Source organism: Mesorhizobium sp. Z1-4, assembly GCF_004000235.1.
Taxonomy (GTDB): Bacteria; Pseudomonadota; Alphaproteobacteria; order Rhizobiales; family Rhizobiaceae; genus RCIO01.
The window spans coordinates 688895-710511 of record NZ_RCIO01000001.1 but is presented as its reverse complement, the minus strand read 5'-3'; the positions used below and the strand labels follow the sequence as shown (position 1 = coordinate 710511).

Annotated in this window: 30 protein-coding genes; 18 read left to right on the top strand and 12 right to left on the bottom strand. The window is 63.6% G+C overall.

Annotated features, from left to right (window positions below; all coding sequences use genetic code 11):
* Positions 1–10: 10 nt before the first annotated feature.
* From hemW to rph, 4 genes are read right to left on the bottom strand one after another with little or no spacing between them, the layout of a single operon-like run.
* A complete protein-coding gene (hemW, locus tag EP165_RS03410) occupies positions 11–1171 on the bottom strand; it encodes a radical SAM family heme chaperone HemW (RefSeq protein WP_127520135.1) in 1161 nt (386 codons plus the stop codon).
* On the bottom strand, positions 1168–1821 hold the full coding sequence (locus tag EP165_RS03405) for a non-canonical purine NTP pyrophosphatase (protein ID WP_127520134.1): 654 nt from the start codon (positions 1819–1821) through the stop codon (positions 1168–1170). The genes hemW and EP165_RS03405 overlap by 4 nt, the downstream gene beginning before the upstream one ends.
* Positions 1821–2231, bottom strand: coding sequence for a VOC family protein (locus EP165_RS03400; protein ID WP_127520133.1), 411 nt, complete (start codon positions 2229–2231; stop codon positions 1821–1823). The genes EP165_RS03405 and EP165_RS03400 overlap by 1 nt, the downstream gene beginning before the upstream one ends.
* Before the next feature lie 12 nt (positions 2232–2243).
* The gene (gene rph, locus EP165_RS03395) at positions 2244–2960 is read right to left on the bottom strand and encodes a ribonuclease PH (protein ID WP_127520132.1); all 717 of its coding nucleotides are present in this window, start codon (positions 2958–2960) and stop codon (positions 2244–2246) included.
* Positions 2961–3128: 168 nt separating this feature from the next.
* On the opposite strand from rph, the gene hrcA reads away from it, so the two are divergent.
* From hrcA to EP165_RS03375, 4 genes are all read left to right on the top strand, one after another.
* The gene (gene hrcA, locus EP165_RS03390; protein WP_127520131.1) at positions 3129–4199 is read left to right on the top strand and encodes a heat-inducible transcriptional repressor HrcA; all 1071 of its coding nucleotides are present in this window, start codon (positions 3129–3131) and stop codon (positions 4197–4199) included.
* A 20-nt stretch (positions 4200–4219) separates the two neighbouring features.
* Positions 4220–4519 carry a putative quinol monooxygenase gene (locus EP165_RS03385; RefSeq protein WP_127520130.1) on the top strand — a complete coding sequence of 100 codons (300 nt, stop codon included), beginning with the start codon at positions 4220–4222 and terminating at the stop codon, positions 4517–4519.
* A gap of 123 nt (positions 4520–4642) precedes the next feature.
* Complete coding sequence (gene grpE / locus EP165_RS03380) at positions 4643–5299, top strand: nucleotide exchange factor GrpE (RefSeq protein ID WP_127520129.1); 657 nt, start codon at positions 4643–4645, stop codon at positions 5297–5299.
* 59 nt (positions 5300–5358) lie between these two features.
* Complete coding sequence (locus tag EP165_RS03375) at positions 5359–5991, top strand: trimeric intracellular cation channel family protein (RefSeq protein ID WP_127520128.1); 633 nt, start codon at positions 5359–5361, stop codon at positions 5989–5991.
* Here the strand turns inward: EP165_RS03375 and EP165_RS03370 are convergent.
* Positions 5988–6980, bottom strand: coding sequence for an adenosine kinase (locus EP165_RS03370; protein WP_127520127.1), 993 nt, complete (start codon positions 6978–6980; stop codon positions 5988–5990). The two genes, EP165_RS03375 and EP165_RS03370, sit on opposite strands and share 4 nt — an antisense overlap.
* A gap of 128 nt (positions 6981–7108) precedes the next feature.
* Here EP165_RS03370 and EP165_RS03365 point away from each other — a divergent pair, with 128 nt between their 5' ends.
* Entirely contained in the window at positions 7109–7825 is a 717-nt protein-coding gene (locus EP165_RS03365) for a sulfate transporter family protein (protein ID WP_127520126.1), read from the top strand.
* A gap of 29 nt (positions 7826–7854) precedes the next feature.
* Positions 7855–8304 (top strand): DUF2214 family protein, encoded by a 450-nt coding sequence (locus EP165_RS03360; RefSeq protein ID WP_127520125.1) that lies wholly within the window; start codon positions 7855–7857, stop codon positions 8302–8304.
* Here EP165_RS03360 and nth read toward each other — a convergent pair.
* Positions 8292–9062: an endonuclease III gene (nth, locus tag EP165_RS03355; protein ID WP_127520124.1), complete on the bottom strand. Its 771-nt coding sequence runs from the start codon at positions 9060–9062 to the stop codon at positions 8292–8294. The genes EP165_RS03360 and nth overlap by 13 nt on opposite strands.
* A gap of 21 nt (positions 9063–9083) precedes the next feature.
* Here nth and EP165_RS03350 point away from each other — a divergent pair, with 21 nt between their 5' ends.
* The 7 genes from EP165_RS03350 (at position 9084) to EP165_RS03320 (ending at position 13285) form a co-directional block, all read left to right on the top strand.
* Complete coding sequence (locus tag EP165_RS03350) at positions 9084–9569, top strand: DUF2244 domain-containing protein (protein WP_127520123.1); 486 nt, start codon at positions 9084–9086, stop codon at positions 9567–9569.
* A 61-nt stretch (positions 9570–9630) separates the two neighbouring features.
* Positions 9631–10512: a methylated-DNA--[protein]-cysteine S-methyltransferase gene (locus tag EP165_RS03345; RefSeq protein ID WP_127520122.1), complete on the top strand. Its 882-nt coding sequence runs from the start codon at positions 9631–9633 to the stop codon at positions 10510–10512.
* 80 nt (positions 10513–10592) lie between these two features.
* Positions 10593–11060: a hypothetical protein gene (locus tag EP165_RS03340; RefSeq protein ID WP_127520121.1), complete on the top strand. Its 468-nt coding sequence runs from the start codon at positions 10593–10595 to the stop codon at positions 11058–11060.
* Positions 11051–11428 (top strand): hypothetical protein, encoded by a 378-nt coding sequence (locus EP165_RS03335; protein ID WP_127520120.1) that lies wholly within the window; start codon positions 11051–11053, stop codon positions 11426–11428. The genes EP165_RS03340 and EP165_RS03335 overlap by 10 nt, the downstream gene beginning before the upstream one ends.
* Positions 11398–11844, top strand: coding sequence for a hypothetical protein (locus EP165_RS20365; protein WP_245439988.1), 447 nt, complete (start codon positions 11398–11400; stop codon positions 11842–11844). Before EP165_RS03335 ends, EP165_RS20365 begins: the two co-directional genes overlap by 31 nt.
* A gap of 32 nt (positions 11845–11876) precedes the next feature.
* Positions 11877–12314, top strand: a complete 438-nt coding sequence (locus EP165_RS03325; RefSeq protein ID WP_127520119.1) for a hypothetical protein — start codon at positions 11877–11879, stop codon at positions 12312–12314.
* Positions 12315–12376: 62 nt separating this feature from the next.
* A complete protein-coding gene (locus EP165_RS03320) occupies positions 12377–13285 on the top strand; it encodes a ribokinase (RefSeq protein WP_127520118.1) in 909 nt (302 codons plus the stop codon).
* Here EP165_RS03320 and EP165_RS03315 read toward each other — a convergent pair.
* Entirely contained in the window at positions 13282–14226 is a 945-nt protein-coding gene (locus EP165_RS03315) for a nucleoside hydrolase (protein ID WP_127520117.1), read from the bottom strand. The genes EP165_RS03320 and EP165_RS03315 overlap by 4 nt on opposite strands.
* 114 nt (positions 14227–14340) lie before the next feature.
* Here EP165_RS03315 and EP165_RS03310 point away from each other — a divergent pair, with 114 nt between their 5' ends.
* Entirely contained in the window at positions 14341–14766 is a 426-nt protein-coding gene (locus EP165_RS03310; RefSeq protein WP_127520116.1) for an Hsp20 family protein, read from the top strand.
* Between the two features lie 73 nt (positions 14767–14839).
* Positions 14840–15097: a BQ00720 family protein gene (locus tag EP165_RS03305; RefSeq protein ID WP_127520115.1), complete on the top strand. Its 258-nt coding sequence runs from the start codon at positions 14840–14842 to the stop codon at positions 15095–15097.
* Positions 15098–15261: 164 nt separating this feature from the next.
* Here the strand turns inward: EP165_RS03305 and ptsN are convergent, their stop codons facing one another.
* The 5 genes from ptsN to EP165_RS03280 form a co-directional block, all read right to left on the bottom strand.
* Entirely contained in the window at positions 15262–15726 is a 465-nt protein-coding gene (gene ptsN / locus EP165_RS03300; RefSeq protein WP_127520114.1) for a PTS IIA-like nitrogen regulatory protein PtsN, read from the bottom strand.
* Between the two features lie 66 nt (positions 15727–15792).
* Positions 15793–16374: a ribosome hibernation-promoting factor, HPF/YfiA family gene (gene hpf, locus EP165_RS03295; protein ID WP_127520113.1), complete on the bottom strand. Its 582-nt coding sequence runs from the start codon at positions 16372–16374 to the stop codon at positions 15793–15795.
* A gap of 242 nt (positions 16375–16616) precedes the next feature.
* Positions 16617–18131, bottom strand: coding sequence for an RNA polymerase factor sigma-54 (gene rpoN, locus EP165_RS03290; protein ID WP_127520112.1), 1515 nt, complete (start codon positions 18129–18131; stop codon positions 16617–16619).
* A 162-nt stretch (positions 18132–18293) separates the two neighbouring features.
* Positions 18294–19097, bottom strand: coding sequence for an LPS export ABC transporter ATP-binding protein (lptB, locus tag EP165_RS03285; RefSeq protein WP_127520111.1), 804 nt, complete (start codon positions 19095–19097; stop codon positions 18294–18296).
* Entirely contained in the window at positions 19097–19666 is a 570-nt protein-coding gene (locus tag EP165_RS03280) for an LptA/OstA family protein (RefSeq protein WP_245439987.1), read from the bottom strand. Before EP165_RS03280 ends, lptB begins: the two co-directional genes overlap by 1 nt.
* A 254-nt stretch (positions 19667–19920) precedes the next feature.
* On the opposite strand from EP165_RS03280, the gene sppA reads away from it, so the two are divergent.
* The 3 genes from sppA to EP165_RS03265 all read left to right on the top strand — a co-directional run bounded on the left by sppA (position 19921) and on the right by EP165_RS03265 (position 21613).
* A complete protein-coding gene (sppA, locus tag EP165_RS03275; RefSeq protein WP_127520110.1) occupies positions 19921–20886 on the top strand; it encodes a signal peptide peptidase SppA in 966 nt (321 codons plus the stop codon).
* A gap of 65 nt (positions 20887–20951) precedes the next feature.
* Positions 20952–21239, top strand: a complete 288-nt coding sequence (locus EP165_RS03270) for an integration host factor subunit beta (protein WP_127520109.1) — start codon at positions 20952–20954, stop codon at positions 21237–21239.
* 56 nt (positions 21240–21295) lie between these two features.
* Positions 21296–21613: a LapA family protein gene (locus EP165_RS03265; RefSeq protein WP_127520108.1), complete on the top strand. Its 318-nt coding sequence runs from the start codon at positions 21296–21298 to the stop codon at positions 21611–21613.
* Positions 21614–21617 lie beyond the last annotated feature (4 nt).

The following is a 21617-nucleotide window of genomic DNA, read 5'->3' as shown; positions in this document are numbered from 1 at the left end:
CCAAGAGCAGCTAACGCGCCAGGTCGGCAACCACCGCGTCGAGTACGGCCATGCCGGCAGGTGTGGCGCGCAGCCGCGAATTGCCGAGCGGTTCCACCAGCCCGTCGTCGCGCAGATCGGATATGCGTTTGGCCGGCAGCGGCCGGCCGGCAAGCGTTTCGTAGCGCACGAGGTCGATACCTTCGCGCAGCCTGAGGCCCATGAGCAGAAATTCGTCCGCCTCTTCCGGCCGCGTCAGCGTTTCGCCGCCGATCACGCCGTGGCCTTTCGCTTCCACAAGGTCGCGCCAGCCCTCCGGCGATCTTTCGGTGAAGGTAACGACGCGTTTGCCGCTTTCGATGAAGCGACCATGCGCGCCGGGGCCGACGCCGGCATATTCGCCATAACGCCAGTAAACGAGATTATGCCGGCTTTCCGCGCCTGGACGGGCGTGGTTGGAAATCTCGTAGGCGGGTAGCCCATGCGCGGCGGTCACCTCCTGGGTGATTTCATAAAGCGCCGCGGCGGCGTCCTGATCGGGCACCGGTATCTTGCCGGCCGCATGCAGCGCAAAGAAGGGCGTGCCTTCCTCGATGGTGAGCTGGTAAAGCGACAGATGGTCGGCGGCGTAGCCGATCGCCTCGCCGAGTTCCGCCGCCCATGCTTCCGGCGTCTGCCCCGGCCGGGCGTAGATGAGGTCGAAGGACATGCGCGGGAAGATGTCGCGCGCCAGCCGGATCGCGCCGAGCGCGGCCTCCACATTATGCAGCCGGCCGAGGAAACGCAGATCGGTGTCGTTCAACGCCTGCACGCCGAGCGAAAGACGGTTCACGCCCGTGTCGCGATAGCCGCGGAAGCGCTCCGCCTCCACCGAGGAGGGGTTCGCCTCCATCGTGATTTCGATATTGGCAGGCATGTCCCAGTTGGCCGCAGCGGCATCGAGCACGGCGCCAACGGTTGCAGGGTCCATGAGCGACGGCGTGCCGCCGCCGAGAAAGATCGAGGTCAATGTCCGCGGCCCGGTGCGCTGCCGGATCGCTGCCATCTCGCGCGCCAGTGCGGCTGCAAAGCGCGGCTGATCCACCGGCTGGTGGCGGACATGGCTGTTGAAATCGCAATAGGGGCACTTGGCCGCGCAGAAAGGCCAGTGAACGTAGAGGCCGAAGCCGGGATCGGCCGAACTGTCGTTCATTGCGCTGAAAGCATCGCGGTCGCGAAGCGCGCGAAGGCGCGTGCCCGGTGCGAAAGGCCGAGATCGCCGCGCCCGGCTTCCCAGCCGTGTTTTTCGCTGGCGCTCATTTCGCCGAATGTCTGTTCATAGCCGTCCGGCCTGAACACCGGGTCGTAGCCGAAACCGTTGTCGCCCTTTGGCGGCCACACCAGCGTTCCCTCGACCTCGCCGCGGAAATATTCCGCGTGGCCGTCGGGCCAGGCCATGCACAGCACGGCAACGAAGCGGCCCGTGCGCTGCGCGGGGTCGCTGGCGCCCTTTGCTTTCAGTTCATCTTCGACCCTGGTCATCGCCATCAGGAAGTCGCGACCGGAGCCGTCCGGCTTTTCCGCCCAGTCGGCGGTGTAGACGCCGGGCGCGCCGTCGAGTGCGTCGACCACAAGGCCGGAATCGTCGGAGAGTGCCGGCAGGCCGGTAGCAGACGCCGCAGCGAACGCTTTGGTATAGGCGTTTTCCTCGAAGGTCGTGCCTTCCTCGGCCGGCTCGGGCAGGTTGAAATCGGCCGCCGATTTGGCGTCGAGCCCATAAGGCGCGATCAGCTCCACGATCTCGGCGATCTTGCCCTTGTTGTGGCTGGCGACGACAATCGCCTTGCCTTCGAGTTTGCGCATCAAAGCCCCCAGATGGCCGGATTGGCGAACTCGACCGAATTGCCGGCCGGGTCGCGCAGATAGATGGAACGTCCGCCCTGCGGCCACTCGAATTCCGCTTCGATCGCGACACCGGCTTCGCTCAGCCGCTTTTTCCAGCCGTCGATCTCGGCCTCGCTGGCGCGGAAGCACACATGCCCGTCGCCCCGCGTTCCATGCGGCGGCACGGGCAGCCTGGCGTCGGGCGCAGGCGGCTTCACCGTCTCGGCCGGGTTGAAGACAAGCAGCACGCTGTTTCCGCATCTGAAAAACACATGACGGTTGCCGGCGCGGGAAATTTTCTCCAGCGCCAGCACACCACCATAAAACGATTCGGCGGCGTCGAGGTCATCCGCGTAGATCGCCGTTTCCAGTATGGCGGAGGGGGTCATGGCCGCTTGAGCCTAACCGAGCGCCATCTTCTGCAGGTCGACGAGGCGCGCAATGCCGGTTTTCGCCATTGCCATGAGCTGGTTGAACTGGTCTTCCGAAAACGGCTCGCCTTCCGCGGTGCCCTGAACCTCGACGATGCCGCCCTTGCCGGTCATCACGAAATTGGCGTCGGTCTCTGCGGCTGAGTCCTCGATATAATCGAGGTCGATGACCGCTTCGCCATTGGATATGCCGCAGGAGATCGCCGCTACATGGTCTTTGATGACATGCTGTACGGTGGTCATCTTGCGCTGTTCCATCCACGAGATGCAGTCGTGAAGCGCGACAAAGCCGCCAGTGATTGCGGCGGTCCGTGTGCCGCCGTCGGCCTGGATGACATCGCAGTCGACGGTGATCTGCACTTCGCCGAGCTGTTTCAAATCGACCACCGCGCGCAGCGAACGGCCGATCAGGCGCTGGATTTCGAGCGTTCGCCCGCCCTGCTTGCCGCTAGAAGCCTCGCGCCGCATCCGGTCGCCGGTGGAGCGCGGCAGCATGCCGTATTCGGCCGTCACCCAGCCCTTGCCGGCATTGCGCAGCCATGGCGGCACGCGCTCCTCCAGGCTGGCGGTGCACAGAACTTGCGTGTCGCCGAATTTGACGAGGCAGGAGCCTTCCGCGTGTTTGGAGATGTTGCGCTCGAAAGAGATGGCGCGCATTTCGTCGGCTTTTCGCCCCGATGGCCGCATTTTCAGGTTCACCCGCTGTCATTGATTTAGGCGGGGGCTTGTAGCTCACGTGCCCGGCGATGCAAAGCCAAACAGCTCAAATACCGGCACGATGCCGGAACCGCGGCGCTTGCGTGCCTCCAATGCCCGTCTATATCTTTGTCACATGTCGAATTTCGAGCACCACGCATGACGATGCCAGCGACCGAGCCCGGCGCCCAGCTGCTTGACCAGCGCTCGCGCGAGATTTTCCGGGCGATCGTGGAAAACTATCTGCGCGACGGCGACCCGCTGGGTTCGCGCAACCTGTCGCGCCTGTTGCCGCAGTCGCTGTCGCCGGCCACCGTGCGCAATGTGATGAGCGATCTCGAACAGCTCGGTCTCATCTATTCGCCGCACATTTCCGCCGGCCGCCTGCCGACGCAGCTTGGCCTGCGTTTCTTCATCGATGCCTTCATGGAAATCGGCGATCTTTCCGACGAGGAACGCCGCGTCATCGAGGCGCAGGTGCTGGCCTCCGGCAATGGCCGCACGCTGGAGCACATGCTGACCGAGGCGAGCCAGATGCTGTCGGGCATGTCGCGCGGCGCAGGTCTTGTGCTGGCGTCGAAAAGCGAACTCGCGCTGAAGCACATCGAGTTTATCCAGCTCGAACCCGGCAAGGCTCTGGCCGTGCTGGTTGCACAGAATGGCGATGTCGAAAACCGCGTGCTCGACCTGCCGGTGGGCGTGACGCTGTCGCAGCTGCATGAGGCGTCGAACTTCCTCAACGCGCATATTCGCGGCCGCACGCTGGCCGAGGCCAGGCAGGAGATAGCGCGGCTGAAGGACGAAACCCGCGCTGCTCTCGATGAGCTGTCGCAGGACCTTGTGGAACGCGGTCTGGCGGTCTGGGCCGGCGCGGAAGGAGCTGCACCTGCACGGCTGATCGTGCGCGGGCGCGCCAATCTGCTCCAGAATATCGGCGATGGGGCCGATCTCGACCTGCTGCGCCATCTGTTTGAGGATCTGGAGACCAAGGAAGGACTGATTCAGCTTCTCGATCTCGCCGAGGGCGGTGCCGGCGTGCGCATCTTCATCGGTTCCGAAAACAAGCTGTTTTCGCTGTCGGGTTCGTCGCTGGTGGTCGCGCCATACCGGGATCAGGATTCACGCGTCATTGGCGCATTGGGCGTCATCGGGCCGACCAGGTTGAACTATGCGCGTATTGTGCCGATGGTGGACTACACCGCACAGGTGATTTCGCGGCTGTTGCGCTGACTTCCATTTGCGAGGACGAAATGTACGGTCTGATTGGCAAGATGCGGGCGCAGCCCGGCAAACGCGACGAACTGGCGGCAATTCTGCTTCAGGGCACCGACACCATGCCCGGCTGCCTGAGCTATATCATCGCAAACGATGTCGTGGACACCGATGCGTTGTGGATCACCGAGGTCTGGCAGGACGAAACCAGCCACCGCGCCTCGCTCCAGCTTCCCGAAGTTCAGGCCGCGATCGCGGTGGGGCGTCCGCTGATCGCCGGCTTTGAAAGCCAGATCGTGACTGCGCCGCTTGGCGGCGCGGGGCTTCCGCCCGGTTAGAAGCTGTCTCTCGGGCGATCTGCCTCGCGCTCGCCGTCCCGGGCCCACCTGCTCTTGATTTTCGTGCGCCGAACCTCGATATCGGGCGCAAATGTGACAACTCCCGAGATAATGGACGAGGCGATGAGCGACGAGCCCAACAACAAGCCTGCGCCCGGCAAGGACGATATGAACGAGGAATACACCGAGGCGTCTGTTTCGGAAGCCAACGCCGCCGCCGAAGCGGCGGAAGCGCCCGTGGACGATCACGAGGTGCTGTTGCGCCTGATGGCTGAAAACGAGGAGCTGAAGGACGCGCGGCTGCGCGCCGCGGCGGAGATGGAAAACCTGCGCCGCCGTACCACCCGCGACGTTCATGATGCGCGCAATTATGCGATTGCGAATTTCGCCCGCGACATGCTGTCGGTTTCCGACAATCTGCGCCGCGCTATCGAGGCGATTCCACAGGAAGCGCGCGAAGCGGGCGATCAGGGGTTCACCGCGCTGATCGAGGGCGTGGAGATGACCGAGCGTGCAATGCATTCGACATTGGAACGTCACGGCGTGAAGAAGCTCGATCCCGAAGGCGAGAGGTTCGATCCGAATTTCCACCAGGCAATGTTCGAGGTGCCGCGCGAGGACGTGGCGTCGAACACGGTCGTGCAGGTGGTCCAGACCGGCTATGTGATCGGCGACCGCGTACTGCGCCCTGCCATGGTCGGCGTATCCAAGGGCGGACCGAAAGCCGCAGAGGCAGCCGAACCCGGCCCGCCCGCGCCGGAAGCCGAAAAGGACGCCTGAACGACGTCCTGACTACCGTCAGCGCCACCTCTCGGTTACTAAAGGCCGCGGAGGGGCGCATGAATCCTATCGTCTTTTTCGACTATGCGGGCATTGCCGTGTTTGCTGCGACGGGCGCGCTGGCTGCCTCGCGCAAGGAGCTCGACATTGTCGGCTTCCTGTTCTTTGCCGGCGTGACCGCGATCGGCGGCGGCACCTTGCGCGACATCGTGCTCGACGCGCCGGTTTTCTGGGTCGAGAACACCGACTATCTGATCATACCGGCGGTGGTTGCGGTCGCCGTCTTTTTCACTGCGCATCTTTTTGAGTCGCGCTACAAACTCCTCCTGTGGCTCGATGCGGTGGGCATCTCCGCCTATTGCGTGTTTGGCGCCTGGAAGGGGCTGACCTTGACGGGCTCGCCGCTGGTCGCGGTGGTGACCGGGGTGCTGACCGCCACTTTCGGAGGCGTTCTGCGCGACATGCTGGCTGGTGAGCAAAGTGTACTTTTGCGGCCGGAAATCTATGTCACGGCAGCACTTGCCGGTGCCGGTGTCTACACGACGGCCGCGATATTCGATGTCGAGCTCTTTCTGTCGGCCTTGCTCGGGTTCGCCGCCGCGTTCGCGATCCGGGGCGGAGCGTTGCGTTTCGGCTGGTCTATCCCGCCCTACCGCAGCCGGCCGGGCCGCAGGCCGGAGGATATTCCCTAGACCAGTCCGCGCTGTTCGGCTTCCTGGAGCAGATTCTGGCGCGGACGCGGGCCGATCTGCTGGATCACGAGGCCGGCAGCCAGCGAACCGAGCTTGCCGCAATCGGCCAGGCTACGGTTTTGCGTGTAGCCATAGAGGAACCCGGCCGCGTAAAGGTCGCCGGCACCCGTGGTGTCGACCAGCTCTGAAATTTCGATGGCGTCGACCACGACCTTCTGATCGCCGCGCACCACGACCGAGCCCTTTTCGGAGCGTGTGACTGCGGCAAGCTTGCAGTCGCCGGCAACGAGTTTCAGCGCCTCCTCGAATGACGACGTCTGGTAAAGCGATATCAGTTCGCTCTCATTGGCGAACACGATGTCGACGGTTCCCGACCTCATCAGCTCCAGGAATTCGCCCCGGTAGCGGTCGACGCAAAACGGATCGGACAGCGTCATGGCCACTTCGTGCCCGGCGCCGTGCGCATGGCGCGCCGTCATGCGGATCGCTTCCTTGGCAAGCGGCGGATCCCAGAGATAGCCCTCGAAATAGACCACCTTGGAGCCGCTGGCTTTTTCGACCTCCACGTCATCGGGGCCGAGCTCCACGCAGGCTCCCAGATAGGTGTTCATCGAGCGTTCGCCGTCCGGCGTGACGAAGATCATCGACCTTGCGGTCGGCGGTTCGCTGTCGAGAGGCCGGGTGTCGAACGCAACACCCTGCGCGCGGATGTCATGCGCGAAAATATGGCCCAGGTGATCGTTGCACACCTTGCCGAAATAGGCCGCCTTGCCGCCGAAGCTCGCAATGCCGGCCGCCGTGTTGCCGGCACTTCCGCCCGAGGCCTCGATCGCGGGTCCCATATGGCTGTAGAGCAGTTCGGCGCGTTCGGCGTCGATCAGGTTCATCGCCCCTTTGATGATGCCGTGGTCGGCGAGAAACGTCTCGTCGCAGCGCGCAATGATGTCGACAATCGCGTTGCCGATGCACAGCACGTCATACTTGGCCATGAAGGTCTCCGGGCGGTGGCAGTGAAAATCCCCGCGCGGGTTTAGCCGCTGGACCGGCATTTGCAAACCCGCGCGTTGCAGCGGCCCGTTGGCGCACCTATGTGCAAAACGCAAAAGGGAGCCTGTCGATGATCCTAGACGCCGCGCGCGCCGCAGTTTCGCGCCTGCTCACGCCGGAATTCCGCGGCGTGTTCTTCAAGTCGCTGGGCCTGACGCTGCTTTTGCTGGTGCTGGCCTGGCTGGCGTTGCGCGGTGTGCTCACCGGCTTTGTATTCCCGTGGATCGACGCGTTTTTGCCCAGCATGCCCGACTGGACGAGCTGGTTCGGCGTGCTGGCGGGTGTTGCTGCCTCACTGGGCATTGCCGTCGGACTGGCATTCCTGATCGCGCCCGTAACGGCGGCGATTGCGGGCCTTTTCATCGACGATGTGGCGCAAGTGGTGGAGGCGCGGGATTATCCGCAGGACCCGCCCGGCAAGGCGGTACCGCTTGTGCGCGGCATCGTGCTTTCGGCGAAATTTCTGGGGGTCGTGCTTCTCGCCAATCTCGGCGCCTTGCTTCTGCTTCTGGTGCCCGGCGTCAATATCGCGGCGTTTTTCCTCGTTAACGGCTATCTGCTGGGGCGTGAATTCTTCGAATTCGCGGCGATGCGTTTCCGTTCCGAACCCGACGCCAAGGCGATGCGCCGGCGCAATGGCGGCACGGTGTTTCTGGCCGGTATCGTGATCGCGGCCTTCATGGCCATACCGCTGGTCAATCTGCTGACGCCGCTGTTTGCAGCGGCGATGATGGTTCATCTGCACAAGATGGTGTCGGCTGCGGAGCGTTCGCGCGCGCGGGCCTAGACGTTGGCCCAAGGGCCGGGGAGGGGAAAATGACGACGGACCTGCTACTTGCTGTCCTGCACCATTGGCTGGTGTTTGTGATCGCAGCACTTCTTGCCGCCGAAATTGCGCTGCTGCGGCCGGGAATCGGCCGGCGCCAACTGAAACTGCTTGGCGGCATCGACCGCTATTACGGCGCACTGGCCGGCGCGATCATCGTCGTCGGCGTGGCCCGTGTCTATTTCGGGCTGAAGGGCTGGGAATATTACGTCTACAATCACGTATTCTGGGCCAAGATGGGCGCCTTCCTGATCGTCGGGCTGCTCTCCGTTCCGCCCACTTTGCGTATCATTCGCTGGAACAGGGCGGCAGCTGAGCCCGACTATGCCGTACCCGAAGCCGAAATCGCGGCGACCCGCCGCTATCTCTGGCTGGAGGTGCTGGTGCTCGCCCTGGTGATCGGCTTCGCGGCGATGATGGCCCGCGGCTACGGGGTTTGAAGCTCCACCAGCGGTGCCGGGCTGTTGCAGCTTTTCTCCGGCCATTTGCAGATATCGGCGATGACGCAGGCTTCGCAGTCGGGCTTGCGCGCCTTGCAGACATAGCGCCCGTGCAGGATGAGCCAGTGATGGGCGTGGCGCAGATAATATTCGGGGATTACGCGAACCAGCGTCGCTTCCACCTGTTCTGGCGTCTTGCCGGGCGCGAGGCCAAGCCGGTTGCCAATGCGCAGAATGTGGGTGTCGACCGCCATTGTCGGCTGGCCGAACGCCATGTTGAGCACGACATTCGCGGTCTTGCGCCCGACGCCGGGCAGTCTGGTCAGCAAATCGCGGTCGGCCGGCACCTCGCTGTTATGTTCCGCGATCAGCGACTGTGACAGCGCGATGACGTTTTTCGCCTTGTTGCGCCACAGCCCGATGGTGCGGATGTGTTCGCCGACCTTTTCCTCGCCGAGCGCCGCCATCTTCTGAGGCGTTTCGGCGATTTCAAACAGCGCGCGCGTGGCGCGGTTGACGCCGATATCGGTTGCTTGCGCCGACAGCACCACCGCCACCAGCAGCGTAAATGCGTTGACGTGCTCCAGCTCGCCCTTCGGTTCGGGCCGCTGCACCGAAAAGCGGCGGAAGATCTCCTCGATCTCCGCCGGGCTGTAGCGTGTGGCAGGCGCGCGCCGCTGCCTCGGCTTGGATTTGGCGCCGCTGCGTTGTGCGGTGGTTTTTGCCGCAGGCTGTCTTTTGGTCTTGGGCTTTGTCATGCGCCCTCTATAATCCGGGTTATGGCCACAAGTCATGCCGCCGACGAAACGCTTTTCAGCGCGCTGCTGAGACCGCACCGCTCGCTGGGCAAGCGGGGCTTTGCGGTGCTGATGGGCGCGCTGATCGCGATCTGGATCGGTATTGGCATCGCCTTCTGGCGGATCGGAGCCTGGCCGGTCTTCGGTTTTTTCGGGCTGGACGTTCTGGCGATCTATTTCGCCTTCCGCTGGAATTATCGGGCCGCAAGGGCGCGCGAGGAAGTGACGGTATCGCGCACCAGCCTCGACATCCGCAAGGTTGCACCGTCCGGCCGCGCCGAGGCACACAGTTTCAACCCGTTCTGGGCCCGTTTTTCGGTGCGCCGCCATGAAGAGATCGGCATCACCCGGATGGCGGTCGAAGCCGAAGGACGCCAGGTCTCCATCGGCGGTTTTCTCAACCCGGACGACCGGGAAAGCTTTGCGTCGGCCTTCGGCCGCGCTCTTGCGACAGCAAAGGGCAGATAGTCAGGAATCGGGTGGCGGTCGGCTCTCATGCGCGCGATATGTGCGGACAAGGAGAACGACCATGAACGCAATGACAGCAATTCTTCAAAACGACATCACGCCTGAAGGCATCGACTACGAGATCGTGCGGCGTGTGATCGAGAAGATCAGCCTCGATTATCGCGACCAGCCTTCGCTGGAAGAGCTCGCTGCCGATGTCGGCGAAACGCCGACCGGGTTGCAGAAGCTGTTTACCCGCTGGGCCGGGCTGTCGCCGAAGAGCTTTCTGCAGGCGGTCACGCTGGACCATGCGCGGCGGCTGCTCGGCGAAGGCATGCCGCTGCTTGACGCCTCTTATGAACTTGGCATGTCTGGGCCGGGCCGCCTGCATGATCTCTTCGTCACCCACGAGGCGATGTCGCCTGGCGACTACAAGCTGCGCGGCGAAGGTCTGGTGATCCGCTACGGCTGGCATGTATCGCCTTTCGGCATTGCGCTCGTGATGGTCACCGACCGCGGCCTGGCCGGTCTTGCCTTCTGCGATCCGGGCGAAGAGCGCGCTGCGCTGGACGACATGCGCGGCCGCTGGCCGAATGCCGGTTATGTCGAGGACCTTTCGGCCACACAGCCTTACGCGGCGCGCATCTTCGAACCGGGCCGCTGGCGCTCGGAGGAACCGCTGCGCGTCGTGCTCATCGGCACCGACTTTCAGGTGCGGGTGTGGGAAGCGCTGCTGCGCATCCCGATGGGCAAGGCCTGTGCCTATTCCGATATCGCCCAGACCATCGGTTCGCCGAGCGCAAGCCGCGCTGTTGGCGCGGCGGTGGGAGCGAACCCGATTTCCTTTGTCGTGCCGTGCCACCGCGCGCTCGGCAAATCCGGCGCGCTGACCGGCTATCACTGGGGGCTGACCCGCAAACGCGCGATCCTGGGCTGGGAGGCAGGCCAACTCGCCGCGGGGTGACCTCGCGGCTTTAACCATGGCTTAACCATAAAATATCTAAGGTTGCACTAGGGTTGATATACAACTTAAGAGTGCAAACAATGCGCGCCGGCCTGTTTCTGGCAACAACTGTCTCGATCGCCCTGGCTGGCGCAGGCGCGATAGCTGCGACGCAGAACGTGCTGTTCAACGCCACGATCGCGCCGACCTGCACTTTGACCATCGTCTCCAACGGCACGCTCGTGGCGAGCCCGGACCTGCAGACGCTGAGTTCGAAGCTTGGCGGCGGCGCGTCGGGCAGTGTCACGCTTGCAACCACCGGTGGTGTCGATCTGAGCGTCGACCCGGTCACGGTGGTGACCGCGCCACCGGCTGACATTTCGGCAACCACCTGGACCCCGACCTACTCCGCCGCCGGCACGCACACGGTCGCCGAGACGGGCGGTTCCACCACGCTGAACGATCCGGGCCTCTCGACAGTGACCGTGCATCTGGTCGGCGCCAAGGGCGGCAGCGACCGTTTCACCTCCGGCAACTATCAGGCGACGGTGACAGTGCGATGCGAATAGCTCTCGCTATCAGCTTCTTGTTCGCCGCGCTGCCCGCGCTCGGCCAGTCGATGAGCCCGATGCGCGGCGTGGTGACCAGCTTCACCGACGTCTTTGCCGTGCGGGTTCATCCCGCCAACCCTTACGGCCATCGCATTCGCGTGGAGGTGCGGGTCTACGATCAGGATTTCGCGCCAGTCGCGGCCCGCATTACGCCGTCGAGTTTCATGCTCGGCGGGCAGGCGTCGCGCCCCGTTCTCGTCATTGTGCCCTTTGAGGGCGCTGCGTCCCGCAAAGTGCGTATCTGTACCGAAAGCGTTCCATTCCCAGGGCAGCAAACTCAGATAAAGGCGCAGATATGTGGAAAGTTTCTCGCGCGGCGCATGTAGCGCTGCTGGCGGCGCTGGCAGCCATGGTTTCGGCGCCCGCGGCGGCCAACGACGTCTACAATCTCAACCAGACCGGCTTCACCCTGCCGGGCGTGTCTCTGCCGCAGGGCCAGGACGAGGTGCGTGCCGCGGACGGCACGACCTGCCGCTCCTCGATTTCAGGCAGCGGTGCATATCTCGATGTCGGCGTGGTTGGCGGGCGCTCGGCCACCGAGGGCATGGCGACCTATGGCCGTGTCGTGGTGCCGCTGGGACGGCGCCCGTCCCGCATCGATTGTTCAAGGCTGTATGCGCTTGAGATCCAGCGGCTGGAGATGGAAATCCGCATGCTGAAAATGGGCATGGGGCATGGCGGCGCCCAGCAGGTCGACGCCGGCTGGGCGAATGAAGGCTGGTCCAGCGGCCGCGACAAATGAGGCGGTGCAGCCTTGCCGGGCTGGTGAGCTGCATGACGCTGCAGGCAGCACTCGGCCCGCAGGCGCAGGCGGCGATCATCGGCACCTGCACGATCACCGTGGTCAACGCAGGCACGATGACCACGAACGGCGCCCTCAATGTTCTGGCCTCTAACCAGGCTGGCGGTAACGCGGCGGTTGTTACCGTGGAACCGGACTCGCTGGTCTGTTCGATCCTCAATCTGCTCGACTGCTACGGACTGTCCGCGCCGCCGCCTGCTGCATTTCTGTCGGCTCCGGCCGGTGGCGGCGACAGCGTCACCTACGCTTCCTCCTATGCGGTGGATGGCGGAGCGCCGGTCAGCGGGGCCGTCGTGACGCGGCTGGTCAACGGCACCTACACGGTCGCAGTCGATCTCACGGCGAGCCGAGCCGCGGGAACGTTTCCGGCCGGCAGTTACCAGGCGCAGGTCCTTGTGCGATGTGAATAGCGGCACTGGCCAAAGCGGCGCGCAGCTGCTCTTTTGGCGGCGCGAATCTAACGGGTGCGTTCATGATCATCGTCGTCGGCTCAATCAATCTCGATCTCATTGCCAATGTCGGGCGGCTGCCCGGGCCAGGCGAAACCGTACCGGGCTCGCAATTCGCGACCGCCCCCGGCGGCAAGGGAGCGAACCAGGCACTCGCCGCGCGCCGCGCCGGCGCAAGGGTATGCATGGTCGGCGCGGTCGGAAAGGACGCCTTCGCCGGCGAAGCGCTGGCACTGCTGGACGAGGCAGGCGTGGACCTCTCCAGCGTGAAAAAAGCCGAAACGGCGACCGGCACGGCACTCATTCTTGTCGGAGGCGACGGCGAGAACATGATTGCCGTGGTGCCCGGTGCGAACGGGCTGGTTGCCGAAGGCGATCTGGCCGGGAGCCCGATTACGCGCGGCGACCATCTGCTTCTGCAGCACGAGATCCCGGTCGAGACCGTGGCAGCGGCCCTAGGCGCCGCGCGCAAGGCAGGCGCGGTGTCGGTGCTCAACACGGCGCCGTTCGTGGCTTCGGCGGCACCGCTCCTGCCACGCGCCGACTATGTCGTCGCCAACGAAACCGAGTTCGATCTTTATGCCGATGCGCTGGGTCTGGAAGCGGGCGAGCGCAAACAGCGCATGCGCGCATTCGTGGCCAGGACCGGAGGTGCGCTGATCGTCACGCTCGGGGGCGACGGTGTGCTGGCCGTGACGCCGGACGATGAGTTCAGCGTGCCCGCGCTGCCGATCACGCCAGTCGACACGGTCGGGGCGGGCGATACCTTCTGCGGTTACCTGGCAGCCGGGCTCGATGCCGGCCTTGGCCTGGCCGATGCACTGCGCCGCGCAGCCGCGGCGGGCTCGCTCGCCTGCCTCAAGCCCGGCGCGCAGCCCGCCATTCCACTTGCCGCGGAGGTCGATACCGCGCTAGCCGGGGTTTCGGCCTAGGGCAGCTTTGCCAGCCGCTCGGTCAGCAGCGCGAAAAAGCCGTCCGCGTCGATGTCGCGAACCACATGCGCATTGTGCGGACGGCTGGTGACCTGCCACCAGTCGATGACCGTCATGCCGAGCGTCAGCTCGGACTTCAGCTCGATTGCCACATTGCAGTCGCGGCCGGAGAACAGCTCGGGCCTGATCAGCCAGGCGATCACACAGGGATCGTGAAGCGGGCCGCCGTCGGTACCGTATTTTTCCTCGTCGAAGCGTTCCGAGAAGGACAGCATCTCGCTGACGGCGGTCCCTGCACGGTTGCCGATGTCGCGGAAGGCCTCGACCCGCGTGGCCCTCGAGAGCGCCTTGTGGGTCACGTCGAGCGGCATCATGGTAACCGGTATGCCGGAGCGGAAAACGATGTCGGCCGCTTCCGGATCGACATAGATGTTGAACTCGGCCGTCGGTGTGATGTTGCCGCCCTCGAAGAAGCCGCCGCCCATGAGGACGATCTCGCGGATGCGCGGCGCAATGGCCGGCTCCTTGCGCAGCGCCAGTGCGATATTGGTGAGCGGGCCGAGCGGGCAGAGTGTGATCTCCCCGGGTTCGGCCGCCATGAGCGTCTCCACGATGAAATCCACCGCATGCCTGTCCTGCAGCTGCATTGCGGGTTCAGGTAACTCGGGGCCGTCGAGCCCGGTCTTGCCGTGCACATGCTCCGCAGTCACGAGTTTCCGCTCAAGCGGCCGGTCCGCACCGGCAAAGACGGGTGTTTCCGGCTGGCCGGCGAGTTCGCAGATCTTGCGGGCGTTCTTTTCGGTGAACGAAAGCGGCACATTGCCCGCGACCGCGGTGATCCCGACGACGTCGAGTTCCGGGCTGGCCAGCGCAAGCAGTATCGCCACCGCATCGTCCTGCCCCGGGTCCGTATCGATAATGATCTTGCGCGCGCCGCTCATGTTCAACCCAACTCCTTGCCCTTGAACTCGAAATTGCGGCGGACCATATCAGTGTCAAAGACGAAAACGCCACAAGGGTTTGCGTCTGTCCACGTCGCTCTTTGAGGACACGGTATGACACGTATGTCGACTTTCTCGAGCCCGCTGCTTCTGGGGTTCGATACGATGGAAAAGACGCTCGAGCGCGTCGCCAAATCAGCCGACGGCTACCCGCCCTACAATATCGAGCGCATCCGTGGCGCCGAAGGCGGCACCGACAAGCTGCGCATCACGCTTGCAGTGGCCGGGTTCTCCGACGAGGAGCTCGACGTGTCGACCGAAGAGAGCCAGCTGATCGTACGTGGCCGCCAGGCCGACGACACCGAGCGCGAATTTCTGCATCGCGGCATCGCCGCCCGGCAGTTTCAGCGCACCTTCGTCCTGGCCGAAGGCATGCGCGTCACCGGCGCGGAGCTGAAGAACGGTCTGTTGTCCATCGACCTCGACCGTCCCCAGCCCGAGAAGCTGGTACGAAAAATCAACATTTCGGTGCGAGACTGATTACAGCCCCGCACGAAATTAAGCTCTGTAGCGGGTTGGTCAGAAGGGACTTCCTGCACGCAAGGAGGCTTGCATGACTGAATTTGAGACCAGAAATGTCCTCTCCGAAGAGGAGCTGGCGCATCTTGGCGAAGGCACCGTGGCCTATCTTCGCGAATTCGACAGCGCCGAACTAAAGGAACGTTTCCCCGACGCGCCCGAAATGGCGCCCGGCACCAGGCTCTGGGCTGTTTTTGCGGCCAACGGCACGCCCATTCTGCTGGCAGATGCACAGGCAAGCGCGCTTGCCGGCGCCATGCAGAACGATCTGACACCGGTCAGCGTACACTAGGGCGCGTTCGTTTCCGCCGGGGTGAGCGGCTTCGGTTTCACCCGTCATCCTCGGGCCTGTCCCGAGGATCTGCGATGATATCCACGCCTGGGCGGCGAAGCTGTTCGTGAAAGATTCCGACTGGCGGCCTCGCTACAGGGCGAGGATGACGTCAGCGAGGCGCCTCAGGCGGCGTGAGATGCCGGTGTCTGCGACAGGAACGTGTAGATCGCGGTCGCGTCGCTGGTGCCGCGGATTTTCTGCACCGTTTCGGCGTCGCGCAACACGCGCGCAATACGCGAAAGCGCCTTCAGGTGGTCTGCGCCTGCGCCTTCGGGTGCCAGCAGCATGAAAATGAGATCGACAGGCTGATCGTCCAGCGCCTCGAAATCGACCGGCTGCTCCAGCCGCGCAAACACGCCGACAATCTTGTCGACGCCCGGCAGCTTGCCGTGCGGAATGGCGATGCCGTTGCCAACGCCCGTCGAACCCAGGCGCTCGCGCTGCAGGATGGTATCGAAGACTTCGCGCTCCGGAAGCCCGGTAATGGCCGCCGCGCGTTCGGACATCAGCTGCAGAAGCTGCTTCTTGGAATTGGCCTTCAGGGTCGGCATGACTGCCGAAACATCGATCAGATCGCTGAGATCCATAATCGGGTCCTTTGACTTGGCCCTTGTCCGGCCCGCTCGGCAAGCGGCGGGCCGCAACGGGTTGGTTTACCGGCCTTCGGCCGATGCTGTGTCGATCCAGCCAATATTTCCGTCGGGCCGGCGGTAGACGATGCTCACATGCCGATTGCCCGCATTGCGGAATATGTAGACGGGGTTGTCCTTGGTATCGAGTTCGATCGCGGCTTCTGCAACCGACATGGTCCGCAGTTCGACCGTCTGTTCCGCGATAACGGCTGGAGCGTAGTCCTCGGGAACCTCGTCGTCTTCGTCGGCCACCGGCGCAATCACGCGGTAGGCAAGATCGATCGACTCGGTAGCCTCCTTGCTTGCGCCGCTATGCGACTTCAGCCGCCGCTTGTAGCGGCGAAGGCGCTTCTCGACGCGCTCCGCGGCGGCGTCGAACGCCGCCTGTGGTTCCTGTGCCTGGCCAGTGGCCTGTAGCACGATTCCGGTATCGAGCCGCACAAGGCAGTCGGCTGAGAAACGCGATCCCGCTTTCTCGACCGTTACATGGCCGGTGTAGCCACCATCGAAATATTTGTTAACGGCGTCGTCGATGCGATCTTCGATCCGGGAGCGAAACGCATCGCCGACGTCCATATGCTTGCCCGATATGCGCAAATTCATTTCAGACCGACGATCCTGTAAGCACGGCAATTTGTCTGTGCTGAACCATACCGGTCATCTCCCGCCAAGGGAAATCCCGCACAGCACCAATTCGGATTTATTCACTCCGGGCCGACAGGCCGTTCACATGCTGACCCGTCTTCATGCCGGTTATCCCGGTTGCGGGCGGGCTTCTATTCCCTAAAAATGCGCTTGTCAACGAAGCGCCTCAGACGGTGGAAAACCGTGGTTTGGCGTGCCGCTCAATGAGCATGGCGCGCCAATGCGCGCTTTTCGCGGCGCCGCTGCACCGAAGAGGGGATGTTCATCGTTTCCCGGTATTTGGCCACGGTGCGGCGGGCGATATCGACCCCGTTTTTCTTCAGAATGTCCACAATCGCATCGTCAGACAGCACATCGACGGGCTTTTCGGCGTCGATGAGTTCGCGGATGCGCGCCCGCACGGCTTCCGCAGAATGTGTTTCTTCCCCCTCGACCGACGATATGGCTGCGGTGAAGAAATATCGCAGCTCGAATACGCCGCGCGGCGTGAGCATGTATTTGTTGGCGGTGACGCGGCTGACGGTCGATTCATGCATGCCGATCGCGTCGGCCACCATCTTCAGGTTGAGCGGCTTCAGGTGCCGCACGCCATGGACGAGAAAGGCGTCTTGCTGGCGTACGATCTCGGTCGCGACCTTGAGAATGGTGCGTGCGCGCTGGTCGAGGCTGCGGGTGAGCCAGTTGGCGCTTTGCAGGCAGTTGGCCAGGAATTCGCGCCCTTGCGCATCTTTGGTTCGGCCGGAAACCTCGGCGTAATAAGCGTTGTCCACCAGGACCCTTGGCAAGGCGTCGGGGTTGAGCTCGACGGCCCAGCTTCCGTCGGGCGCGGAAGATATGACCACATCCGGGATCACCGGCTCGCTGGTGCCGCTCGAATGGACGAGGCCGGGTTTCGGATCGAGCAGTTTGATTTCCGCCAGCATGTCCACGAGATCGTCGCTGCCGACGCCGCAGATACGCGAAAGCGCGGCGAAGTCGCGTTTGGCGAGCAGCTCTAGATGCGCCGTCAGCGCCTTCATTGCCGGGTCCAGCCGGCCGCGCGCCTCAAGCTGCAGCGACAGGCACTCGGCGAGATTGCGCGCGAACACGCCCGCCGGGTCGAAGCGCTGGCACGCGGCAAGCACCTTTTCCACGATAGGTGCTTCGACGCCGAGCCGCTCGGCAAATTCTTCGACATCGCCATCGAGATAGCCGGCATCGTCCACCGCGTCGGCGAGGGCGGCGGCGATGTTGCGCTCAAGCGGATCGGCAAAGGCAAAGGCGATCTGCTCCAGCAGAACGTCGCCCAGCGACTGCGGCGCGGCCACCATGGCATCGAGGTCGAAGCCCTCGCCGCTGCCGGTTGTCTCGCGCCCGCTGCCGCCGGCTGATTTCCATTGGGCACTCAGATCCGGCCCGACCTGCTCGCGACGCCCCGGGTCGTCCGGGAAGACGTTTTCCATGGAACTGTCGAAGGTCTCCGACATCGCTTCGGAGCTCCACTCCGTCTCCTCGGCGTTCCATTCCGCGCTGTCGGCGGCTTCGGCGTCCTGCGGCGGAACGGGGTTGCTGTCGTCCGTTCCCCGGTCGAGAAGCGGGTTGCGCTCGATTTCTTCGTCGATGAAGCGCTCGAGTTCGGGATGAGTCAGCTGCAGCAGCCGGATCGACTGCATGAGCTGTGGCGTCATCACAAGTGATTGCGACTGCCGTAACTGAAGCTTGGCCGAAAGTGCCATCTTCCGCTGACCACTCCTGCGAACGCACGCAAAGCCTTGGTCGATTGCCGATCAGGGCACCGGGATGAAACTGGCCCGGCTTTTGCATGTCAAGCTAACCGAAAGGCCTTACCGCAGCGTTACACTTGCGATCGGGCGTTCCGAGGCAGGGAAGAAGTCGGGTTAGAGGCTGAACCGTTCGCCCAGATAGTAGCGGCGCACGTCCTCGTTGGCGACGATCTCCGACGCCGTTCCGTGGGTCAGCAATTTGCCGGTATGGATGATATAGGCGCGATCGATGAGGCCGAGCGTTTCGCGCACATTGTGATCGGTGATGAGGACCCCGATGCCGCGCTGCGTCAGGTGACGCACGAGTTGCTGGATGTCGGCCACCGCGATCGGGTCGACGCCGGCAAAGGGTTCGTCGAGCAGCATGAAATTCGGGTTGCTTGCCAGTGCCCGCGCTATTTCCAGCCGCCGCCTTTCGCCGCCCGAGAGGGAAATCGCCATTGCCTTGCGCAGATGCGCGATATGAAACTCCTCAAGCAGCTCGTCGAGTTTGCGTTCGCGCGCCTGGCGGTCCTTTTCGGTGACTTCGAGCACCGCCCGGACATTGCCCTCGACAGTAAGCCCCCGGAAAATCGACGCTTCCTGCGGCAGATAGCCGATGCCAAGACGCGCACGCCGGTACATCGGCATCGCCGTCACGTCGTAGCCGTCGATGAAGATGTTGCCGGAATCGACCGGAACCAGGCCGGTGACCATATAGAAGCAGGTGGTTTTGCCCGCTCCATTGGGCCCAAGCAGCCCGACGGCTTCGCCGGCCCGCACCGCGAGCGAAACGCCGGCGACGACGTTGCGGCCCTTGTAGCTCTTGGTCAGTTTGCTGGCGACGAGCGTGCCTTTGAACGCAGCGCGCCGCGCTTCCTGGTCGGGTGCGTTCACAGCTGCGTCGCTCTTGCCGCCGGATGAAAGCATCCGCAGCATCAGTTCTCCGCCGATTCGGGCTGCAAGAGCATGCGTACACGTCCGGTGTCGCGACCGCAGCCGTCGATCTGGGATTCGCCGCTGCGCGTATTCATTGTCAGGCGGCATCCCACCACCACATTGTCGCCTTCGGTGAGCACCACTTCGCTGCCGGTCAGTACCATCATGCCGCTGGCCATTTCGAAAGTGCCGCGGTCGCCTGTCGCCACCTGTTCGTCCGACTTGATATAGACTTTGCCCTCGGCTTCGATCCGCTCGACCTGTGTCGAGCCCGCAGCGCCAGAGCTGCCGCCCGAATTAACGTAGTGGACGACCATCCGCACCGTGCGCAGCAGGAAATTGTCCTGCTGCAGCGACACATTGCCGGTGAAAACCGCGGTATTGTCGATTTCGCGCACTTCCAGCCTGTCGCTGACGATCTCGATGGGCGAGTTGCCGGACAACACGAAGCCATTGCCGCCATTGTCCTGCGCAAGCACCGGGGTAACGGCGGCTGCGGCGCCGAATGTCAGGCCAAACACCGCGGCCCTGAGGCGGGCCGTCATGCTGGAATGTGATGCATCTGTCATCTGCGCCCCGCCACGAATCGCATGCCGCGCTCGAGATTGTCCAACCTGAGAGGTGAAGCAACCCCCGACATGTCGTCATTCGGCCGCTCAGCCCGGGCGACCGTATTGAAGCCGAAACCTATACCCCATTATGGTTATTTTGGGATGAAAGGAAGGAACGCGCGCGATGGCGCGTCAACTCGGCCGCTTGCGGCCCTTCAACCCGAGGCCGCGATGCTCTACATCAGCGCTCTGGTTCACCTGTGAGGCCCGACATGCCCAACACCGCCGATGAGATCATCGATCGCCGCCGTTTGCGCCGCAAGCTTACCTTCTGGCGTGTGGTTGCACTGGCCATTGCCGCGATTGCGATCATTGCGTCCGGTTTCGGCCTTTTCGCCGACAGCTTAGGGCCAAAAGCCACCGACCACATCGCCAAGGTGCGCATCGAGGGCACCATCACCGACGACGAGGAACTGCTGAAGCGCCTCAGGGCGGTGGCGGAATCGCAGACTGTGAAAGGCGTAATCCTGGCGGTCGATTCACCGGGCGGAACAACGGCCGGCGGCGAGGCAATCTACGAGGCGGTACGCAAGATTTCTGCGCAGAAACCGGTTGTCGCCCAGGTTGGAACACTTGCCGCTTCCGCCGGCTACATGATTTCAAGCGCGAGCGATCATATCGTCGCGCGCCAGTCTTCCATCGTCGGGTCGATAGGCGTGCTGTTCCAATTCCCCGACGTTACCGGCCTGATGGACAAGATCGGCGTCAAGCTCGAAGGCGTGAAGTCGTCGCCGCTCAAGGCAGAGCCGTCGCCGTTTTCGCCGACCACCGACGAGGAGCGGGAAATGATCCGCGCCATGATCATGGACAGTTACGACTGGTTCGTCGGCCTCGTGGAGGAGCGCCGGCCGCTGTCGCGCGCCGAGGTGCTGGCGCTTGCCGATGGCTCGGTTTTCACCGGCCGCCAGGCGCTCGAAAACAAACTGGTCGACTCGCTTGGCGGTGAAGACGAGGCGCGTGCCTGGCTTGAGGGCAAGGGGCTCGCCAAGAACCTGAAAGTCATCGAATGGAAAGCCGATACCGGCGCTCAGGCATGGCTTACGGCCGGTAGCGCGACCGCCGCGATTGCGCGCCTGCTCGGACTGCCGGTCGGTGGCGACTTGCTCTCCGAGGTCGGCGCGGACCGTATCTTCCTTGACGGTCTGGTGTCGGTCTGGCACCCTGAAACAGCTCGTTGAACAGAATAAACACTTAAAAATCATTCCGCTACGCGGCAAAGGCGCTCAAACGAGGAGGGGTGGCTATGATCAAGTCGGAACTCGTGCAGACCATCGCTAATCGCAATCCGCACCTCTTCCTGCGGGATGTAGAAAACATCGTGAATGCGATTTTCGAGGAAATCACCACAGCGCTTGCCGAAGGCAACCGCGTCGAGTTGCGCGGCTTCGGCGCATTCTCGGTCAAGAACCGGCCGGCCCGCGTCGGTCGCAATCCCCGTACCGGCGAGTCCGTCGAGGTCGAGGAGAAGTGGATTCCGTTCTTTAAGACCGGCAAGGAGTTGCGCGAGCGCCTCAACGGGGGCAGTAGTTAGGCAACCCGACCGGGAGGCCGGCTCCGGGACCGACTTCCTGAAGTGATGGACGCGCAATGAACCGGATTCTCGTTTTCGTTGTTTTTCTGCCGCTGGCCGTGGTGCTGATCGCCCTTGCCGTGGCAAACCGGACCTCGGTCCCCTTCACAATTGATCCTTTCAACCCCGGCAACCCGGCGCTGACGGTTCACCTGCCGCTGTTCGTGTTCCTGTTCGCGGCGCTGGCGCTGGGGCTCATGCTGGGCGCGGTGATTACCTGGATTCGACAGGGCCAGTACCGCAAGCTGGCGCGGCAGCGTGGCGCGGAGGTCCGCAGCTTGCGCAATCAGCCGCCGCAAGTGTCTACCACCGCGCTGCCGAAACCGAACGCGTAGCGCT